The organism is Methanofollis formosanus, assembly GCF_019633745.1.
GTDB lineage: Archaea > Halobacteriota > Methanomicrobia > Methanomicrobiales > Methanofollaceae > Methanofollis > Methanofollis formosanus.
Genome location: NZ_CP037968.1, coordinates 1,952,926 through 1,968,293 on the forward strand (window position 1 = coordinate 1,952,926; position 15,368 = coordinate 1,968,293).

The following is a 15,368-nucleotide window of genomic DNA, read 5'->3' on the forward strand; positions in this document are numbered from 1 at the left end:
TATCCCAAAACCCTCTGAGGCTTGAACTGAAACACTCCTTTCCAAGAATTTTGAATGAGGTCATCCCAAAACTTTTCGGCCTTGATATGTGACGAGAAGACGTTTCAGAAATACGGCGTCGTTCAAGAGATTGTTGCCGCCCCTTAGCTATCTTCGTCTTGGGGGGTCCGGGGTGCTTCTTTGTGCTACGAGGGGATGGGGATCTTTCAACTATCATCCATCGTTATCTTCTGCGAGGATCAGACCCGAGAGTTTTGGGATGGCCTCTCGGTATGCTTGAAGCGTGCTTTCGCTTCATGAGCAAATCTACAAAGCCCAAAAGAGAGAGGACGTACGAAAAAAAAGGAATCTTCCTGAAATTCTTTTTATCCCGAAAATATCACCGATAGGTGAGCAACTCCTGGAGCTGTTCGAGCTCCCTGATGTCATACTGCCCCTTCGCCGTCGGGGTGCCGATATGACAGTAGACCCATTCCGAACCGAAGTAGGGAAGGAACGTCCGGGCATACCTGAATTCCTCGCCCATCACCGTCGTCACCAGGGGCTTCTCGGCTTCGAGGGTGAAATCGAGGAGGTGCAGAAGATCTCTGGCCGAGGAGGGGGTGACGGCGATCTTGGGGACATCGCCATACGTCCTGAGATCTCGCTCGATCGCCTTGAGATCGTCTGGCGAGGGCATATACCTGATATGCGCCGAGGCGACGACCTGGAGGTGCTGGAAGTGGATCATCCTGGCAAACTTCCTGAACTTTCGCTCCACATCCACATAGTCCACCAAGTCCAGGAAGGGCTGGATGGTCGAGAACCATTCTTCTGCGTCACCGGTGAAGGCACCGCCCTCCTCTCTGCTTCTGAGAGTGGCGATGATCGGGATGGTACACTGTCCTCCGACACCTGCCATCACCGATGAAAGGTCATCGCTCATGAGGTCGAGCCGCAGCTCGATGAGGTCCGCGCCCAGGGCCACCGCCTTCTGGATCTCAGCCGGGCTCGACAGCGAGACAACGATCTTCATACACAGAGGAGTCATACACTCACCGGTTATATTCCTGTTCATCGGAGGCTGAAAACGCGCCCGTCCCCCGGATGAATGTGGTCCTCTCCTTCCTCCGGTGAATGGGTCTGTTCCGGCGATCAGGTCGTGAAAAAAAGAGATATCTTCAGGGTGCCTCGAACTCATTGCAGGCATCGATCACATAGCGCATGTAAGCCATCGCAGGGCCGCCGCCCATGGGGACCGCGGTGAGGGCACCTTCCATGATCTCCTGGCGCGTCGCCCCGGCCTCGATGGCGATCCTGGTGTGCATCGCGATGCAGAAGGGGCAGTGGTCGGCGACGGCGAGGGCGATCATCATGATCTCCTTGTATTTTGCCGGGATCGCCCCTGCTTTCGAGATGCTCCTGACCATCGGGAGGAAGGTCTCCCAGACCTCAGGGTCGAACTCGGCGATCTCGGTGTTGGTCTGCTGGACCTGGGTGAGATAATCTCTGATATCGGTCATGGTAGAGAGTCTCTCTGACGAACACGCGGATATAGGTTCCTGCCTGCCGCGGCTGAAAGGGCTATATCGGGTCCGGGCCCACGTATGCACACGAAACCGAGAGCAATCACCGAACTCCTCGCCCCCGCAGGTTCATGGGAGGCCCTTGTTGCCGCGGTCGCCGCCGGAGCCGATGCGGTGTACCTCGGCGGGACACATTTCTCTGCGCGCCAGTTCGCCGCCAACTTCGACGATGCCGCCCTGAAAGAGGCGGTGACCTATGCCCATGCCCGCGGCGTCAGAGTCTACGTGACCGTCAACACCCTCCTCCACGACACCGAACTCCCGGGGGCTGCGAGGTATCTTCTCTTCCTGTACGAGATCGGGGTCGACGCCGTCCTGGTCCAGGACGTCGGGTTGCTCCGGCTTGCCAGAGCGCTCGTCCCCGACCTCCCCATCCATGCCTCGACGCAGATGGCCGTCACCAGCGAAGAGGGGGTGCGCTGGGCCGCGGCGCACGGGATCGAGCGGGTCGTCCTGGCCCGCGAGCTCCCGCTCGCCGAGGTGGAGGGGATGCGGGCCGCGGTCGAGGAGACCGGGATTGGGCTGGAGGTATTCCTCCACGGTGCCCTCTGTTATGCTTACTCGGGCCAGTGCCTCCTCTCGTCGGTGATCGGTGGCCGGAGCGGGAACCGCGGTGCCTGCGCTCAGCCCTGCCGGAAGCCCTACACCCTGCTCCGTGGCGACCTCGATCTCTACGGCCGTCCGGTGGGGTTCAGGCCGGTCAGGCTCCCCGACGCCTACCGCCTCTCCACGCGCGACATCTGCCTGTACCCGGCCCTCGAGGAGGTCGTCCGCGCCCCGGTGGCCTCCCTCAAGATCGAGGGGCGGATGAAGACCCCGGCATATGTGGCCACCGTCGTCTCGGTCTACCGCCGTGCCCTCGACGCCCTGGCCGCCGGCGACCCCCTCCCCGACCCCATCGCCGCCGAGCGCGACCTGGCCCTCGCCTTCACCCGCGGGTTTACGGGGGGTTACCTCTGCGGCGAGCGGCATCGCGGGGTGATCGGGCCTGAACGCCCCGACAACCGCGGGGTGGCCCTCGGCACGGTCACGGCCTTCTCGGACCGGTGGATGGAGGCGACCGTCGCGCTGGCCACCGGCGACCTCCTCCCCGAGAACGGCGACGGCCTCGCGGTCAGGTGGCCGGGCGGGGAGTTCGGGCTGGTGGTGCGCGGGACGCCCAGGGTGCGCGACGGCACCCTCAGGCTCAGGTTCCCGCAGCCCGCCCCTATCGGTGCGGAGGTCGTGGTCACCCGCCGGGCCGCCTTGGAAGCGCAGGCGGCAGAGACGGTCCGTGTCGGGCGGCCGTGCGTCAGGATCGACGCCACCGTCACCTGGGATGAGGGCGGCACCCCGGTGGTGGCCGGGCTCTGCACCCCGCCCCGCGGCGAGGCGGCGGCCTTCCGCGTCCGGGCCGACGAACCGATGGGCCGGGCCAGGACCAGACCGCTCGGCGTTGATGTGGTCCGGGATCATCTCGGCAGGACCGGCGGCACCCAGTTCTTCATCGGCCGCCTCGACCTCCGGTATCCCGGCGGCCTCTTCGCCCCGGCCTCCTACCTCAACGCCCTCCGCCGGCAGGTGCTGGCCGCTGCTGCCTCGGCGCTGGTCGAAGCTGCGCGGCCGACGGCCGAAGCGGTCGCCGCCGCCCGAGAGCGTCTGGCCGCGCTCCTCCCCGGCCTGAAGGGGAGCGCCGCCCCTGACCCCGCAGTGCGCCCGGCCCTCGCCGTGCTCACCGACACCCCCGAAGGAGTATCCGCGGTCGCCGACGCCGGGGCAGATCTGATCTGTTTCGAACCCTCGCCGTCGGCGTGCCGCCCTGGGTCCTTCGAGGCGGCGGTCGGAACCGCCGGCGACCGCCCCCTGATCTGGAAATGGCCGCGGATCGTCACCCGCACCTTCCTGGACGCCGCGATCCCCCTCCTCCCTGCCGCCCATGCCGCCGGTATCGCCGGCGTGATGGTCGAGGGACACGGGTGCGCCGACGCCGTACGCCGAACCGTGCCAGGGATGCCCCTCTATGGCGGGGCCGGGCTGAACATCTGGAACCACGCTGCCGTCGCCGCCCACGCCGACTTTGCCATCCTAACCCTCTCACCCGAACTCTCAGGCGAGGAGGTCCGTACCCTCGCCGCCCGCGTTCCTGCCGGATCTCCGGCCCTTGCCCTTCTCGTCCAGGGAACCGTGGAGGCCGCGGTCACCGAAGACTGTCCCCCCGCCACCGCCCTCGGCTGCCCGGCCGGGTGTAGCAGCGGAAAGTCCTGGGCGCTCAAGGACGAACGGGGCCGGGTCTTCCCGCTCAGGCCCGCCGGTGCGTGCCGGACCGCGATCGGCAACGCCGTCGAAACCTGTCTCATCGACTACCTCCCTGACCTTGCCGGCGCCGGGATCGCGACCTTCATCATCGACGCCAGGTGGCGCGGCCCCGCCTATGCCGGGGAGATGACCGGGCTGTACCGCGAGGCCCTCGGCGGCCCGAGAAACCGGGCCGACCTCGACCGCCTCAAAACAGCGATCAAAACACGTGCCCTTGGCGGGATCACCGCCGCTTCATACCTCTATGGCACCGGTGACGGGTCGAAAAAAAAGGATCGCCGATAGGATCCGGTTTCAGGCGGTAAAGATATCCGGGGGGCGGGATCTTCGTCTGAAGGATGTACGCCCGCGGTGAGATTGATGGGGGAGAGCAGACCGATCAGACGTGCCGCCCACCGAGAGAATAAAGAATGTTTCCTTGCTCTCTCCCGCCGGGGGAGACCCCCCGGACCCCCCACGACGAAGATAGAGGCGGGGCGGCAACAATCTCTTGAACGGCACCGTGATTCAGAAACTTCTTCCACTCACCTATCAAGGCCGGAGAGTTTTGGGATGACCTCTACGATAAAAGATTCTCAGAGATCTGAATGTCACCCACCCATCACGGCAGGTTCCCCTCCCCGGTCCACTCCCGCTGCCGTTCCTCGCTCATATCGATCAGGATCTCGAAGATCCGGCGCACCTGCACCGGGTCGACCTGCTTCTCCACCGCTATTTCAAAGACCTTCTTCAGCAGGGCCTCCCGCCGTCTCTCGTCCCGCACCGCCGCCCCGGCCAGATATTTCTCATGGGCCATCCGCACCGCCGCCGCCTGGCGCGCCGCGATGAGGTCGATGATTCCGGCATCGATCCGGTCGATCTCCTCCCTGACCTCCTCGATCGTCATGACACATCCTCTGCTCTCACCCTACAAAACGGTGCCGACCCACAAGGATAAACCCCTCGAAGGCGCACTTCTTGTATATGCTTGAGAGAATCCCGCAGCGCGAACGGCGGGACCTGCTCGTGGCCTGGGCGGCGATCGCCGTCGCCTTCACGTTCCTCTATATCCGGGACTTCGCCAACCCGGTGGGGCTCCTCATCGTCTTCGTCCTCTCCCTCCTCACCGTCGGGATCGGTTTCGTCCTCCACGAGCTCGCCCACAAGTTCGCCGCGATGCACTTCGGCTACTGGGCCGAGTTTCAGAAAGACAACGTCATGCTCCTGATGGCCGTCATCCTCGCCGCCCTCGTCGGCGTCGTCTTTGCCGCACCGGGCGCCACCATGATCTACGGCGCCACCACCCGCCGGGAGAACGGCATCATCTCGGCCGCCGGCCCGGCAACTAACCTCGGGCTCTGCGCCCTCTTTGCCGGCGTCTTCTTTGCGGGCCTGAGCCTCTCGTCCTACTGGGTCGTGGTCCTCGGGGCGATGGGCGTCCAGATCAACGCCATGCTCGCCGCCTTCAACATGCTTCCGGTGAGCGTGCTCGACGGCAGAAAAGTGCTCGCGTGGAACAAAGGGGTCTTTGCCGTCCTCTTCGTCGCCTCGTTCGGGGCGGTCATCGCCGCGTTGACGTTCCTGTAGTCAGGATAGACACGACCTCCCCGACTACCTCCTTTCCTTTCTCTTTTGCCTCGGTCAGTGCGGTCGGGTGGCCGCGGATCCCGCCGTACTCGTCCATGTTGTTTGCGATGACATTGTCGTAATACTCGAACCCCGTCCCATTGAAAAACGCCGTCACCATCGGATAGGCCGAGTCGAAGACATAGTCCCACTTCTGCCCTGCCGTCGAGATGAAGATCCCCTTGTGCGCCCGCATATGCTCGTCGGTGAAGTAGAGGTCTTTGATCACGAACTTCCGCGCCCAGAGGAACTGCGCTCGATCGATGAGCCCCTTCAGGTCGGCGGTGATCCCCATCGAGTAGATCGGGGAGGCGACAGCCAGGACATCGGCTTCCTCGATCTTTTTGAAAAGTATGGTAAGGTCGTCCTTCACGACGCAGACCCCCTGGGTGTGGCAGGCATTGCAGCCACGGCAGGCCGAGTACTTCAGTTCCCTGAGCACCACCTTCTCGACCTCGCCACCCGCCTCCTCCGCCCCCTCCAGGAAGGCGTCAAGGAGGGTCTCGGTGTTGCCGTGCCGGTGCGGACTGCCCGAGATCCCGAGCACCTTAACAGTCATCGCCGAACCGCCTCCTCAGTTCCCTGACCAGGTCTTTTCCCAGCGCCGCCGCATCGGCCGCCGCCGACGGATGCTCTTCCACCTCGCCGGCATGGTCCACCCCCTTCACCATCAGGTACGAAATATCGGCGTTCTTGATCTCCATCACATGATAAAAACACTTCACCGCCGGCACCGCCGCGTCGAAGACATGCTCCCAGGTCTGCCCGGCCGTCGAGAGAAAGACTCCCAGGCGTTTCCCTTTCCGCTCGGGCGGGACCACAGGCAGGTGAAGGACATATTTGCGCGACCGAAAGACCTGGGCCCGGTCGATGAGCGCCTTGGCCTGGGCGCAGACACCCATGCAGTAGATCGGGGCGGCAAGCATGACACAGTCGGCGTCCAGGAGTTTTTGGCCGAGCCAGTCGAGATCGTCGCGCTGCACGCACCGGTTCAACTGCTCGCAGGCATTACACCCCCGGCACGGTTCGACCGTCACCTCGTTGAGGGCGACCTTCTCGACCTTGATCCCGGCCCCACCTTCGGCCTGCATGGCGGCGATCACCCAGTCGAGCAGGGTCTCGGAGTTGCCGTGCCGGCGCGGGCTGCCGGCGATGGCGAGGACATGGAGCACCATTACAGCTCCTGGATCCCGGAACCAGAAAAAGGTTGGCGGTCAGGCCTCCTCCCGATACCAGAATCGGCCGACCGGGACCCTGATCTCAAAGCGTGCTCCCTCGCCCTCCCGTCCGTTCTCGACGATCGCAAGCCCGGTCAGGGCGAGGACCTCGCGCGAAAGGAAAAGCCCCAGGCCGGTACCGTGGCCGGCGCCGTACCTGAAGACCTGATCTTTTTGCCCTTCCGGGATCCCGACACCGTTGTCCTCGTAGACGATCGTGACGCCGTCCCCTGCGGGCACGACATGGACGCGGGCCTTGCTCGCCCCCCTGCCGTGGCGGATTGAGTTGTCGAGCAAGTTGTAGAAGACCCGTTCGAGGAGCGGGTCGGCGAGGACCTCGAGGTCCGGGGGCACCTCGATTGTCAGGGCGAGGTCGGAAGGGGAGAGTGCGGCGAAAGCATTCTCGATCTCCTCCCTGACACCCTGCCAGATCGGCCCCTTCACCCCGAGTTCCTGGTAGTCGCGGGTGAAATCGACCTGCCGCCTGATCCGTTCGGAGGCCCCGGCGATCTTCTCGAGGTACTCACCTGCCTCGCCACTCTGACGGGCAAGTTCGAGGTAGCCCTGGAGGACCGTGAGCTGGTTGAGAAGGTCGTGGCGGAGGACCGAGTTGAGGAGGTTGAGTTTCCGGTTCGCCTCATGCACCGCCGTCTCCATCGCCTTGCGTTCGGTGATATCGGTCGCGTAAAGGTTTGCATACTCCCCCTCCGGTACCGGGACGCAGGTGACCGAATAGTCGGAGCCGTCGATCTGGAAGTCCCGTTGCCGCCCCTCTCCCGCGCCGAAGGACTCCCTGACAAAGGTCCAGAGTTCCTCGGGTACCATGCCGCCCTCCCGGATCCCCCAGAGGTCCATGAGCGGCCGGCTCGCCGGGTTTGCGTAGAGCACCGTCCCGTCGCCCCGTACCCTCAGTATCGGTTCGGGCGACTCTTCCGGGAACTTTGCCAGGTCTCGTGCCTTCTCTTCGGCAACTTTTCGTGCGGTGATGTCGTACAGGGAACCCTGCAGGGCTGCAGGTTCTCCCTGTGCGTCCAGGATCGTCTGGATCTGTTCGTGGACCCATCGCAGTGTTCCGTCCTTCCTGACGATCTTGAAGTCCAGGGCCCCGGCCCCATGCTTCGCAAGGAGGTCGGTGACAAAGGTCTCGAAGGCCTTGCGGTCGTCCGGGTGGACGACCTCGCGCCAGTCCATCTCTCCTGAGAGGAACGTTTCGGCGGTATACCCGGTCATTCCCTCGACGTCCCCGAAGATATGGGCCGGACTGAGGGCGGGCGTCGCCCTGAAGGCGATTCCCTGGAAGTTCTCCAGGAAGACGCGGTACTTCTCCTCGCTCCGCCTGAGGGCGTCCTCCATCGCCATCCGTTTGGTGACGTCCCGCCCGATCCCGGTGGTCCCGACGATCGTCCCGTCCGGCCCGGTGATCGGGGTCTTCACCGTCTCGACCCAGGTCTCGAGGCCATCGGCCCGCCTCAGGGGTTCGACCAGGAACCGCCGTATCCCTGACGCCATCACCTCCCGGTCCTCCTCGCGGTATCGTTCGGCCAGGTGCGCCGGCCAGACCTCCCGGTCGGTATGCCCGACGATCTCTTCGCGCCTGCGTCCGGCAAGTTCCTCGAACGCCCGGTTGACGGCAATGTATCGACCTTCCCGGTCTTTGAGCCAGGCATAGTCGGGGATATTGTCCAGGATCGCCTTCTGCACCACCTCGCGCCGCTTGAGTTCCTTCTCGGCCGTCACCCGCGCGGTGATGTCGGTGATGAACCCTTCGAGGGCGACGAGGGAACCGTCGGGCCCCATGACTCCCCGCCCCTGTTCCCAGACCCATCGTTCGCTCCCGTCGGCGGTCGTGACGCGGTAGGTCACCCTGAAGGCCGTCCCTCTCTGTACCGCCGACTGGATCTCCTCCCAGACATAGTCGCGGTCTTCCTCTCTGATCAGGTCGCCGTACGAGACCCGGCGGTTCATGACAAGGTCTTCGGGGGTATAGCCGAGCACCTCTCCGCTCCCTTCGCTCACGAACTCCATCGTGTACGCGAGATCGTTCTTGCACCGGTAGACCATCCCGGGCAGGTTGGCCATCAGGGTGGTGAGCTGCCGCTCCCGCTCTTTGAGGGCCTCGCCGGCGCGGCGCCCTTCGTACGCCTGCAAGGCCGCTCGCACCATTTCGCCGGTTCCGCCCGCCATCCCGCCGCCCGGTCGTGTCTCGACGACCACCGACCGGTCGCCCTCCGAGGGAACGACCAGCAGGTCGGGCGGCGTCTCGCTCCTGAGCACCTGCTCGAAAAAGTCCGGCCCCGTCTCTTCGAGCGGGGCGATGACGACCTCGTAACGCTGGCGATCGAGTTCGGCCAGCGCTTCATCAGGCCCCGGGACAATCGTGACCGGGGCCTCCTCTGTCCGGGGCCTGGGGCTCTTCCCGACGATCAGGACGCTGGCCCCTTTCTGTATCGTCTCCATGGCTCAAAAGGCAGGGGCCGCTGGGGCTTCCTGCTCAGATCTCCTTGAAACAGAGGTACCAGTCCTTGCAGTCGTACCCCTCTTTTTCTCGCCGATCCATCTCTTCCGCCGTCTTTGGCGGTGGGACGACAACCTTCTCGCCGGGCTGCCAGTTTGCCGGCGTCGCCACCCCATGCCGGTCCGTGACCTGGAGAGCCTTGACCAGTCTGACGATCTCGGGGATATACCGCCCGTTGCTGAGCGGGTAGTAGATCATCGCCCGCATCTTTCCATCGGGGTCGATGAAAAAGACCGTACGCACCGTCGCCGTGCTGCTCTGGCCGGGATGGATCATCCCGAACTTTCGCGCCACCTGCATGTCCAGATCGGCGATGATCGGGAAGGGGATCTGTACTCCCATCTTCTCCTCGATGTTCCTGACCCAGGCGAGATGGGAGTGGACGCTGTCGATGGAAAGTCCGATCAACTGCACGTTCAGGCGCTGGAGTTCGTCGTTCGCCTGTGCCAGGGCCATGAACTCGGTCGTGCAGACCGGCGTGAAGTCGGCCGGATGCGAGAAGAGCACGACCCATTTGCCCCGGAGGTCAGAGAGTTTCAGCGGGCCCTGGGTGGTCAAGACCTCAAAATCGGGCGTTTCCTCCCCGAGGATGGGGAAGGAGTGGCTCTCCTCCATCATATGTCCCCCCTCGATCCTCCATTCTAGTCCATGAACTCCTCAAGTGCCGCTTTCCCATAGACATAGGCTGGCATCCCGGCCAGGAGGAATGCGACCCGCAGTCCCTCCTCGATCGCTTCTTTCTTCACGCCAAGGTTCTTCGCCCCGGCCATCTGGGCCCTGACCGCGTGGCGGTCGCGCAGCGACGCGGCGATCGCGATCGCGAGCACTTTTTTCGTCTGTTTGGAGAGCGCCCCGTCTGCCCACACCATCTGGTCCAGGCCCATCACCTTCTCATAGAGGTCGGGTTCCATCTCCTTGAGCTCAGCAAAGATCTTGGGCACCTTCCCAATCTTCTCTTCCAGGTCTTTCAGTTTCTGTTCCATTTTTATCACTCCCGGAGGACCATCGGTTCGCCACAGCAGACCAGTTCTCCTCCTCCGACTTCTTTGACTTCGACCACGTTCCCGCAGATCTCACAGAGGAAGACCTGCCCTACTTCTTCGACATTGGCCATTGCCCTATCCCCCTCACTTCCGTTTCGGGGGGTGGATGGCGTCCTCGGGTGTCTTGATGTCAGGTCTGATGTGAGTCATGGGGAAGCACTGATACTCCTCGCAGGCACAACTGGGACACTTGACCAGGTCTTTCTCGGCCTCGGTCACCTTCAGTTCCCGCCCGCAGTCGATGCAGATATACCTGCCGGGGCCCACCCGCTCCCCGGCTTTCACGCTCGTCGGTTCCTCTGCTGTCATGCTCTCACCGACGGGGGATTATAGCCGCTGTTATATAATTCTTCCCGGCAGGGGTGGCGGGGGGGGCCCGGACCGGGCATAGATAGATATACCGCGGAGCAGAGGAGTCGTCCATGCCCGGAAAGATCATCGCTCTTCTGGGGAGTCCGGTGAGGGGGGGCAACACCGCGTATCTCTTCAACAAAGCGGTAAAAGGGGCCGAGGATGGGGGGTGCGAGGTCGAGAAGGTGACGGTTCCCTTTCTCAACTTCCAGCCCTGTATGGAGATCCTTCACTGTATGGCCCATGAGGATTGCCAGATGCAGGACGAGCTCACGCCCTATTATCAGAAGTTCCGTGAGATGGACGGGCTGATCATCGCCACGCCGATCATGACGATGGGCATCCCCGGCAAACTCAAGTCGTTCATGGATCGCTTCCAGGTCTTTTATATGGCCAAATATATGCGGAACAACTCATTCATCACACCCGAACATCGGGCGAGGAGGAAGACGCTCTTCATCTGCATTTCAGGGATGGACCTGCCCGACAATTTCGACGGGGCGCTCCAGACGACGCAGGCCTTCTGCGAGATCATCGACTGTCCGTACTGGGACGGGGTCTTTCAGCGAGATATGGACCATGTCAGGGATATCAGGACGCGTCCCGAGGTGGTCGAGGCGGCGTACGAGAAAGGAAAAGAACTCTGCCGCCAGGTCAGGAGGGAAGACTGACCCCGCCCTCCTCCTCCTTGCCGGGTTCGATGTGCACGATCACCTCTTTCATGCCGGGCACGGCAGCCATGATCGCCGCTTCGATCTCAAGCGTGAGGGCGTGCGAGGTCTCGACACTCATCCTGGGGTCGACGGTGACGTGGATGTCGGCGCGGAGGTCGCCAGCGCCGCCCCGGCACCGGAACCGGTGGTAGCCCTGGACGCCGGCGACGGCGGTCACGGCCTCCCGCACCGCCTCCTCGCAGTTGACGGTGGCGGCGTCGGTGAGGATCATCCCGGCGTCCTTAAGGATGGAGAGCCCCATCTTCCCGATGATCGCCCCGATGGCCAGGGCGATGAGGGGGTCGGCGAGGGGGTAGCCCAGACAGACGAACCCGAACCCGGCCAGGACCGAGAGGGAGACGAGGATGTCGCTCTGGGTGTGTTTCGAATCAGCGATGAGAAAACTGCTTCCCAACCGCTCGCCGGCCCGGCGTTCGTACCAGGCAACCAGGACGTTGACGACGATCGTCGCCGCCATCACGCCGATGGTGAGCGTGGTGATCTGCGGAGCGGCGCCGGTGGTGATCCTGGCCAGTCCTTCGGTGATCACCCAGTAGGCGGTGAGGAGGAGGAGGCCGCCGACGACCAGGGTGCCCATGGTCTCGAACTTGGCATGGCCGTAGGGGTGATTCCTGTCCGGTGGCATGGCGGCGACGGTCATGGCGGCGATCCCGATGATGTTGGAGACCGAGTCGAAGGTCGAGTGGAGGGCGTCGGCGACCATGGACATCGACCCGGCGAGGAGGCCGAAGACCGCCTTGGCCAGGGCGACGGTGATGTTGGCGATGAGGATGAGCCAGAGTACCCGCCTGGCCCGTGCGTACTGCATGTCTGGAGTAGGTTGACCTCTCGATATTTAGGGTTTCACAGGAGGCCACGCTCGCGCATGGAGAGGTGGTTTTTCCGGGTGAGGATGATGTGGTCGAGGACCCGGATCCCGAGGATCCCGGCGGCGTCAAGGAGTTGTCTGGTAATGGCGATGTCCTCGCGGCTGGGTTCCGGGGATCCCGAGGGATGGTTGTGGACGAAGACCACCGAGGCGGCACGGTCGGTGATGACGTCGGCAAAGACCTCGCGGGGATGAACCGGGCTGTAGTTGAGGAGGCCTTTGGTGACGACGCGGTTGCCGACGACCTCGCCGGCGCCGTTGAGGGAGAGGCAGACGAAATATTCCTGTTTTCGCTCGGCAATGTGGCGGACGAGAGGGATGACATCTTCGGGCGTCGTGATCCGGACGTCGGCGGGGACGAACCGTCTTCTCGCGAGTTCGAAGGCGGCGGCGATCTGGGATGCCTTGGCGGCGCCGACGCCGGGTATGGCGAGGAGGTCGGCGTAGGCGGGGATGCCTTCCGCGGGAAGTGTCCTTTCGATCGCCCGTGCAACCTCGAAGACGTCATGACCGGGTCCGCCGCTCCCGATGATCGCGGCGATGAGTTCCCGGTCGGTGAGGGCCTCCGGCCCTCTGACGGCGATCTTCTCCCTGGGGCGGTCAAGGGCCGGAACTTCGGAGATCCGTTTCATCATCAGGGGCATCATCGGCAACAGGAGTATATAAATGTTTGAATATTGCCTGTTCGAAGTTTCAGGCGTTCGGAAATTATTCTGGCCGAATTGCCGGGCGTAACCCGGGCCTTTCTGGGCCCTGACGGCGGAAAGTATTTTTAGCGGGCGCCCTGAAGGGATACTCATGGCAACGATGGAGAACCTCATGGATGCATTTGCCGGGGAGTCGCAGGCGAACAGGAAATACCAGTCTTTCTCTGAGAAGGCAGACGAAGAAGGGTTCCCGAATGTCGCACGTATCTACCGTGCGGCGTCCAGGGCCGAGGCGATCCATGCCCGCCGGGAACTCAGCGTGATGGGTGGGGTGAAGAGCACGGCCGAGAACCTGGAGGCGAGCATCGCCGGCGAGACCGAGGAGTTCACCGAGATGTACCCCGGTTTCATCGAGGCGGCGAAGCAGGAGGGAAACACCGAAGCGGCGGTCATCTTCACCCATGCGATGAAGGCCGAGCAGGTGCATGCCGGGCTGTACACGAAGGCCTCGGAGGCGTTGCGGGCCGGCAAGGACTTCGAGGGTGCCGAGGTGTTCCTCTGCCCGGTCTGCGGGAACATCGAGATCGGCAAACCCCCGGAGCGATGCCCGATCTGCGGGGTGCCGGGTGCGAAGTTTATGATGGTGGAGTGAAAGCTCTCCTGATTTTCTTTTTGAGTACGACCTCCTCGCCAGCGAAGGCGTCTTCTTTCGGCTTTGTAGAAATCATCTTGATGGTTCTCTTCGACGGGGGGATTGCCGCCCCCCACCTCCCCCACGGCGAGGAGAGGCGGGGGCGGCAATGAAGTGATCGCCCTATGTGATGTCCCGCTCTGAAGAGGGAACAAGGATCCGCGCACCCGAGACCACCAGGAAATTTCATCCTGTATGCTTGAGCTCCGGGCTGATGCTCGATTCTACAAGGCCTAGTTTTTGGGTATCATGGTTTTTTTGTGGTCCCGGGCATTCATACAAATTATAAACATAAATAGAAAGATATAATTCCCTCTACAAAGACCATCCGGGTGTGTTCTCAGATGCAGGAAGAAGAGCATAACAGGTGGCCTATCGGTCATATCATGGTGGTAGACCGTGATGCTGATGTTTTAAGCCGGATTAGAGATACGATCGGGTACGATGATACGCTCCCGATCGTCACCTGCCGGTCAGTGGACGAAGCACTGGCACACCTTGCAATCACTCCCTGTTACGCTGTTTTTGCCAGGTACCAGATGACAGATACCGACAGCCTCGCTTTCCTCAGGACAGTGCGGACCCGTCACCCGGATGTTCCTTTTATTTTCTTTGCCGGGACGGCACAGGAGGAGGAAATTGACGAGGCGTTCACATCAGGGAACGACCTCTTCCTTCCGACCATTAACGGGGATTCAGCACTCGAACCCCTCGTCCGTCGCCTCGCAGCACAAAGGCAGACGGTGCGCCACCTCGGCATGGCGCGGATTGCCCTCGAACGCGCCGGCGATCTGGTCTTCTGGCTGGATGCCGATGGGAGGTTCGTCTATGTCAACGAGACGGCGTCTGCGCTCCTGGGTTACTCCCGGGAAGAGTTCATGGCAATGACGCTCGCCGATATCGATCCCGCTTTTCCGGCAGAGCGGTGGCCTGAGGGCTGGGAGGAGATGAAACGGCGCCGTCGTGTCTCCCATGAATCTTCCCACCTGACGAGGGGGGGGACGATGGTCCCGCTGGAGATCAGGGGAGAATACCTTCTTTTTGACGGCAGGGAATATCTCTGCGCCATTGCCAGGGATATTTCCGAACACAAACAGGCGATGGAGGCGGTGCAGGAGGCGAACAAGAAACTCAACCTCCTCTCCGGCATCACCCGCCACGATATCCTCAACCAGGTCACCGCTCTCTCCGGCTACCTCCACCTCCTCGGCCGGGAGGTGGCTGCCGCGGACAACCCGAAGATGCAGGAGTATCTTGAGCGGTGCAAGGGAGCTGCAGAGACGATCCAGCGCCAGATCTCGTTTACCCGCGACTACGAGGCACTGGGCGTGCACGGGCCGGCGTGGCAGTCGATGGATGAGGCGGTGCGGCGGGCGGCGGCCGCCGTCCTGCCTGCCGAGGTCGGCCTTCGGGCCGAGATCGGGGCGCTGGAGGTCTATGCAGACCCGATGCTGGAGAAGGTCTTCTTCAACCTCATGGAGAACGCCGTCCGTCATGGCGACGGCGTGACCGGGGTGCGGGTCGGGTTCTCAGGGGACGAGAGCGGGGGGATCATCGTGGTGGAGGACGACGGCGCCGGCGTCCCGGATGAGGAGAAGTCTTCGATCTTTGAAGTGGGGTTTGGCAGGAAGAGCGGAGGGTTCGGGCTCTTTCTGGTGCAGTCGATCCTGGCCATCACCGGAATGACGATCGCGGAAACCGGGCGGGAGGGCGAGGGGGCGCGCTTTGAGATCAGGGTGCCGCCCGGGGGATACCGCGAGGGGAAGGGGTGGTAGACGACACTCTCTGTACCCATTGTACACGCATCTCTATCTTCGCCCCCCGCGAACCATCTTCC

General features: G+C 62.9%; 17 protein-coding genes. 5 read left to right on the forward strand and 12 right to left on the reverse strand.

The window, feature by feature from the left end:
- Window positions 1-379 precede the first annotated feature (379 nt).
- Together E2N92_RS08940 and E2N92_RS08945 are read right to left on the reverse strand one after the other, a co-directional pair.
- Entirely contained in the window at window positions 380-1,015 is a 636-nt protein-coding gene (locus E2N92_RS08940) for a type I 3-dehydroquinate dehydratase (RefSeq protein ID WP_220680844.1), read from the reverse strand.
- 145 nt (window positions 1,016-1,160) lie between these two features.
- Window positions 1,161-1,502 (reverse strand): carboxymuconolactone decarboxylase family protein, encoded by a 342-nt coding sequence (locus tag E2N92_RS08945; RefSeq protein ID WP_220680845.1) that lies wholly within the window; start codon window positions 1,500-1,502, stop codon window positions 1,161-1,163.
- An 84-nt stretch (window positions 1,503-1,586) separates the two neighbouring features.
- Here E2N92_RS08945 and E2N92_RS08950 point away from each other — a divergent pair, with 84 nt between their 5' ends.
- A complete protein-coding gene (locus tag E2N92_RS08950; protein ID WP_220680846.1) occupies window positions 1,587-4,145 on the forward strand; it encodes a U32 family peptidase in 2,559 nt (852 codons plus the stop codon).
- Between the two features lie 316 nt (window positions 4,146-4,461).
- Here the strand turns inward: E2N92_RS08950 and E2N92_RS08955 are convergent, their stop codons facing one another.
- Window positions 4,462-4,746, reverse strand: coding sequence for a chorismate mutase (locus E2N92_RS08955; protein WP_220680847.1), 285 nt, complete (start codon window positions 4,744-4,746; stop codon window positions 4,462-4,464).
- Window positions 4,747-4,823: 77 nt separating this feature from the next.
- Here E2N92_RS08955 and E2N92_RS08960 point away from each other — a divergent pair, with 77 nt between their 5' ends.
- On the forward strand, window positions 4,824-5,426 hold the full coding sequence (locus E2N92_RS08960; RefSeq protein WP_220680848.1) for a zinc metalloprotease: 603 nt from the start codon (window positions 4,824-4,826) through the stop codon (window positions 5,424-5,426).
- Here the strand turns inward: E2N92_RS08960 and E2N92_RS08965 are convergent.
- Genes E2N92_RS08965 through E2N92_RS08995 form a run of 7 tightly spaced genes read right to left on the reverse strand, consistent with a single transcriptional unit; the run spans window position 5,401 to window position 10,549 of the window.
- A complete protein-coding gene (locus tag E2N92_RS08965; protein ID WP_220680849.1) occupies window positions 5,401-6,024 on the reverse strand; it encodes a flavodoxin family protein in 624 nt (207 codons plus the stop codon). The two genes, E2N92_RS08960 and E2N92_RS08965, sit on opposite strands and share 26 nt — an antisense overlap.
- Window positions 6,014-6,640 (reverse strand): flavodoxin family protein, encoded by a 627-nt coding sequence (locus tag E2N92_RS08970; RefSeq protein WP_220680850.1) that lies wholly within the window; start codon window positions 6,638-6,640, stop codon window positions 6,014-6,016. Before E2N92_RS08970 ends, E2N92_RS08965 begins: the two co-directional genes overlap by 11 nt.
- A gap of 39 nt (window positions 6,641-6,679) precedes the next feature.
- Window positions 6,680-9,139, reverse strand: a complete 2,460-nt coding sequence (locus tag E2N92_RS08975; RefSeq protein WP_220680851.1) for a PAS domain S-box protein — start codon at window positions 9,137-9,139, stop codon at window positions 6,680-6,682.
- Window positions 9,140-9,173: 34 nt separating this feature from the next.
- Window positions 9,174-9,812, reverse strand: a complete 639-nt coding sequence (locus E2N92_RS08980) for a peroxiredoxin (protein WP_220682984.1) — start codon at window positions 9,810-9,812, stop codon at window positions 9,174-9,176.
- Between the two features lie 26 nt (window positions 9,813-9,838).
- On the reverse strand, window positions 9,839-10,180 hold the full coding sequence (locus E2N92_RS08985; protein WP_220680852.1) for a carboxymuconolactone decarboxylase family protein: 342 nt from the start codon (window positions 10,178-10,180) through the stop codon (window positions 9,839-9,841).
- Window positions 10,181-10,185: 5 nt separating this feature from the next.
- A complete protein-coding gene (locus tag E2N92_RS08990) occupies window positions 10,186-10,311 on the reverse strand; it encodes a desulfoferrodoxin FeS4 iron-binding domain-containing protein (protein ID WP_220680853.1) in 126 nt (41 codons plus the stop codon).
- 13 nt (window positions 10,312-10,324) lie between these two features.
- Window positions 10,325-10,549, reverse strand: a complete 225-nt coding sequence (locus E2N92_RS08995) for a zinc ribbon-containing protein (RefSeq protein WP_220680854.1) — start codon at window positions 10,547-10,549, stop codon at window positions 10,325-10,327.
- A 113-nt stretch (window positions 10,550-10,662) separates the two neighbouring features.
- Between E2N92_RS08995 and E2N92_RS09000 the strand changes: the two genes are divergently transcribed.
- A complete protein-coding gene (locus E2N92_RS09000) occupies window positions 10,663-11,262 on the forward strand; it encodes a flavodoxin family protein (RefSeq protein WP_220680855.1) in 600 nt (199 codons plus the stop codon).
- Here the strand turns inward: E2N92_RS09000 and E2N92_RS09005 are convergent.
- On the reverse strand, window positions 11,246-12,133 hold the full coding sequence (locus E2N92_RS09005; RefSeq protein ID WP_220680856.1) for a cation diffusion facilitator family transporter: 888 nt from the start codon (window positions 12,131-12,133) through the stop codon (window positions 11,246-11,248). The genes E2N92_RS09000 and E2N92_RS09005 overlap by 17 nt on opposite strands.
- Before the next feature lie 35 nt (window positions 12,134-12,168).
- Window positions 12,169-12,825 carry a RadC family protein gene (gene radC, locus E2N92_RS09010; RefSeq protein ID WP_220682985.1) on the reverse strand — a complete coding sequence of 219 codons (657 nt, stop codon included), beginning with the start codon at window positions 12,823-12,825 and terminating at the stop codon, window positions 12,169-12,171.
- 166 nt (window positions 12,826-12,991) lie between these two features.
- Here radC and E2N92_RS09015 point away from each other — a divergent pair, with 166 nt between their 5' ends.
- On the forward strand, window positions 12,992-13,492 hold the full coding sequence (locus E2N92_RS09015) for a rubrerythrin family protein (protein ID WP_220680857.1): 501 nt from the start codon (window positions 12,992-12,994) through the stop codon (window positions 13,490-13,492).
- A 425-nt stretch (window positions 13,493-13,917) separates the two neighbouring features.
- Window positions 13,918-15,306, forward strand: a complete 1,389-nt coding sequence (locus E2N92_RS09020) for an ATP-binding response regulator (RefSeq protein ID WP_220680858.1) — start codon at window positions 13,918-13,920, stop codon at window positions 15,304-15,306.
- The last annotated feature ends 62 nt before the right edge of the window (window positions 15,307-15,368 follow it).

Coding starts and splice junctions, on each gene's coding strand:
- E2N92_RS08995 (WP_220680854.1), bottom strand. CDS start 10,549: ATGACAGCAGAGGAACCGACGAGCGTGAAAGCCGGGGAGCGGGTGGGC.
- E2N92_RS08970 (WP_220680850.1), bottom strand. CDS start 6,640: ATGGTGCTCCATGTCCTCGCCATCGCCGGCAGCCCGCGCCGGCACGGC.
- E2N92_RS08955 (WP_220680847.1), bottom strand. CDS start 4,746: ATGACGATCGAGGAGGTCAGGGAGGAGATCGACCGGATCGATGCCGGA.
- E2N92_RS09005 (WP_220680856.1), bottom strand. CDS start 12,133: ATGCAGTACGCACGGGCCAGGCGGGTACTCTGGCTCATCCTCATCGCC.
- E2N92_RS08940 (WP_220680844.1), bottom strand. CDS start 1,015: ATGAAGATCGTTGTCTCGCTGTCGAGCCCGGCTGAGATCCAGAAGGCG.
- E2N92_RS08990 (WP_220680853.1), bottom strand. CDS start 10,311: ATGGCCAATGTCGAAGAAGTAGGGCAGGTCTTCCTCTGTGAGATCTGC.
- E2N92_RS08960 (WP_220680848.1), top strand. CDS start 4,824: ATGCTTGAGAGAATCCCGCAGCGCGAACGGCGGGACCTGCTCGTGGCC.
- E2N92_RS09015 (WP_220680857.1), top strand. CDS start 12,992: ATGGCAACGATGGAGAACCTCATGGATGCATTTGCCGGGGAGTCGCAG.
- E2N92_RS08975 (WP_220680851.1), bottom strand. CDS start 9,139: ATGGAGACGATACAGAAAGGGGCCAGCGTCCTGATCGTCGGGAAGAGC.
- E2N92_RS08980 (WP_220682984.1), bottom strand. CDS start 9,812: ATGGAGGAGAGCCACTCCTTCCCCATCCTCGGGGAGGAAACGCCCGAT.
- E2N92_RS08985 (WP_220680852.1), bottom strand. CDS start 10,180: ATGGAACAGAAACTGAAAGACCTGGAAGAGAAGATTGGGAAGGTGCCC.
- E2N92_RS08965 (WP_220680849.1), bottom strand. CDS start 6,024: ATGACTGTTAAGGTGCTCGGGATCTCGGGCAGTCCGCACCGGCACGGC.
- radC (WP_220682985.1), bottom strand. CDS start 12,825: ATGAAACGGATCTCCGAAGTTCCGGCCCTTGACCGCCCCAGGGAGAAG.
- E2N92_RS09000 (WP_220680855.1), top strand. CDS start 10,663: ATGCCCGGAAAGATCATCGCTCTTCTGGGGAGTCCGGTGAGGGGGGGC.
- E2N92_RS09020 (WP_220680858.1), top strand. CDS start 13,918: ATGGTGGTAGACCGTGATGCTGATGTTTTAAGCCGGATTAGAGATACG.
- E2N92_RS08950 (WP_220680846.1), top strand. CDS start 1,587: ATGCACACGAAACCGAGAGCAATCACCGAACTCCTCGCCCCCGCAGGT.
- E2N92_RS08945 (WP_220680845.1), bottom strand. CDS start 1,502: ATGACCGATATCAGAGATTATCTCACCCAGGTCCAGCAGACCAACACC.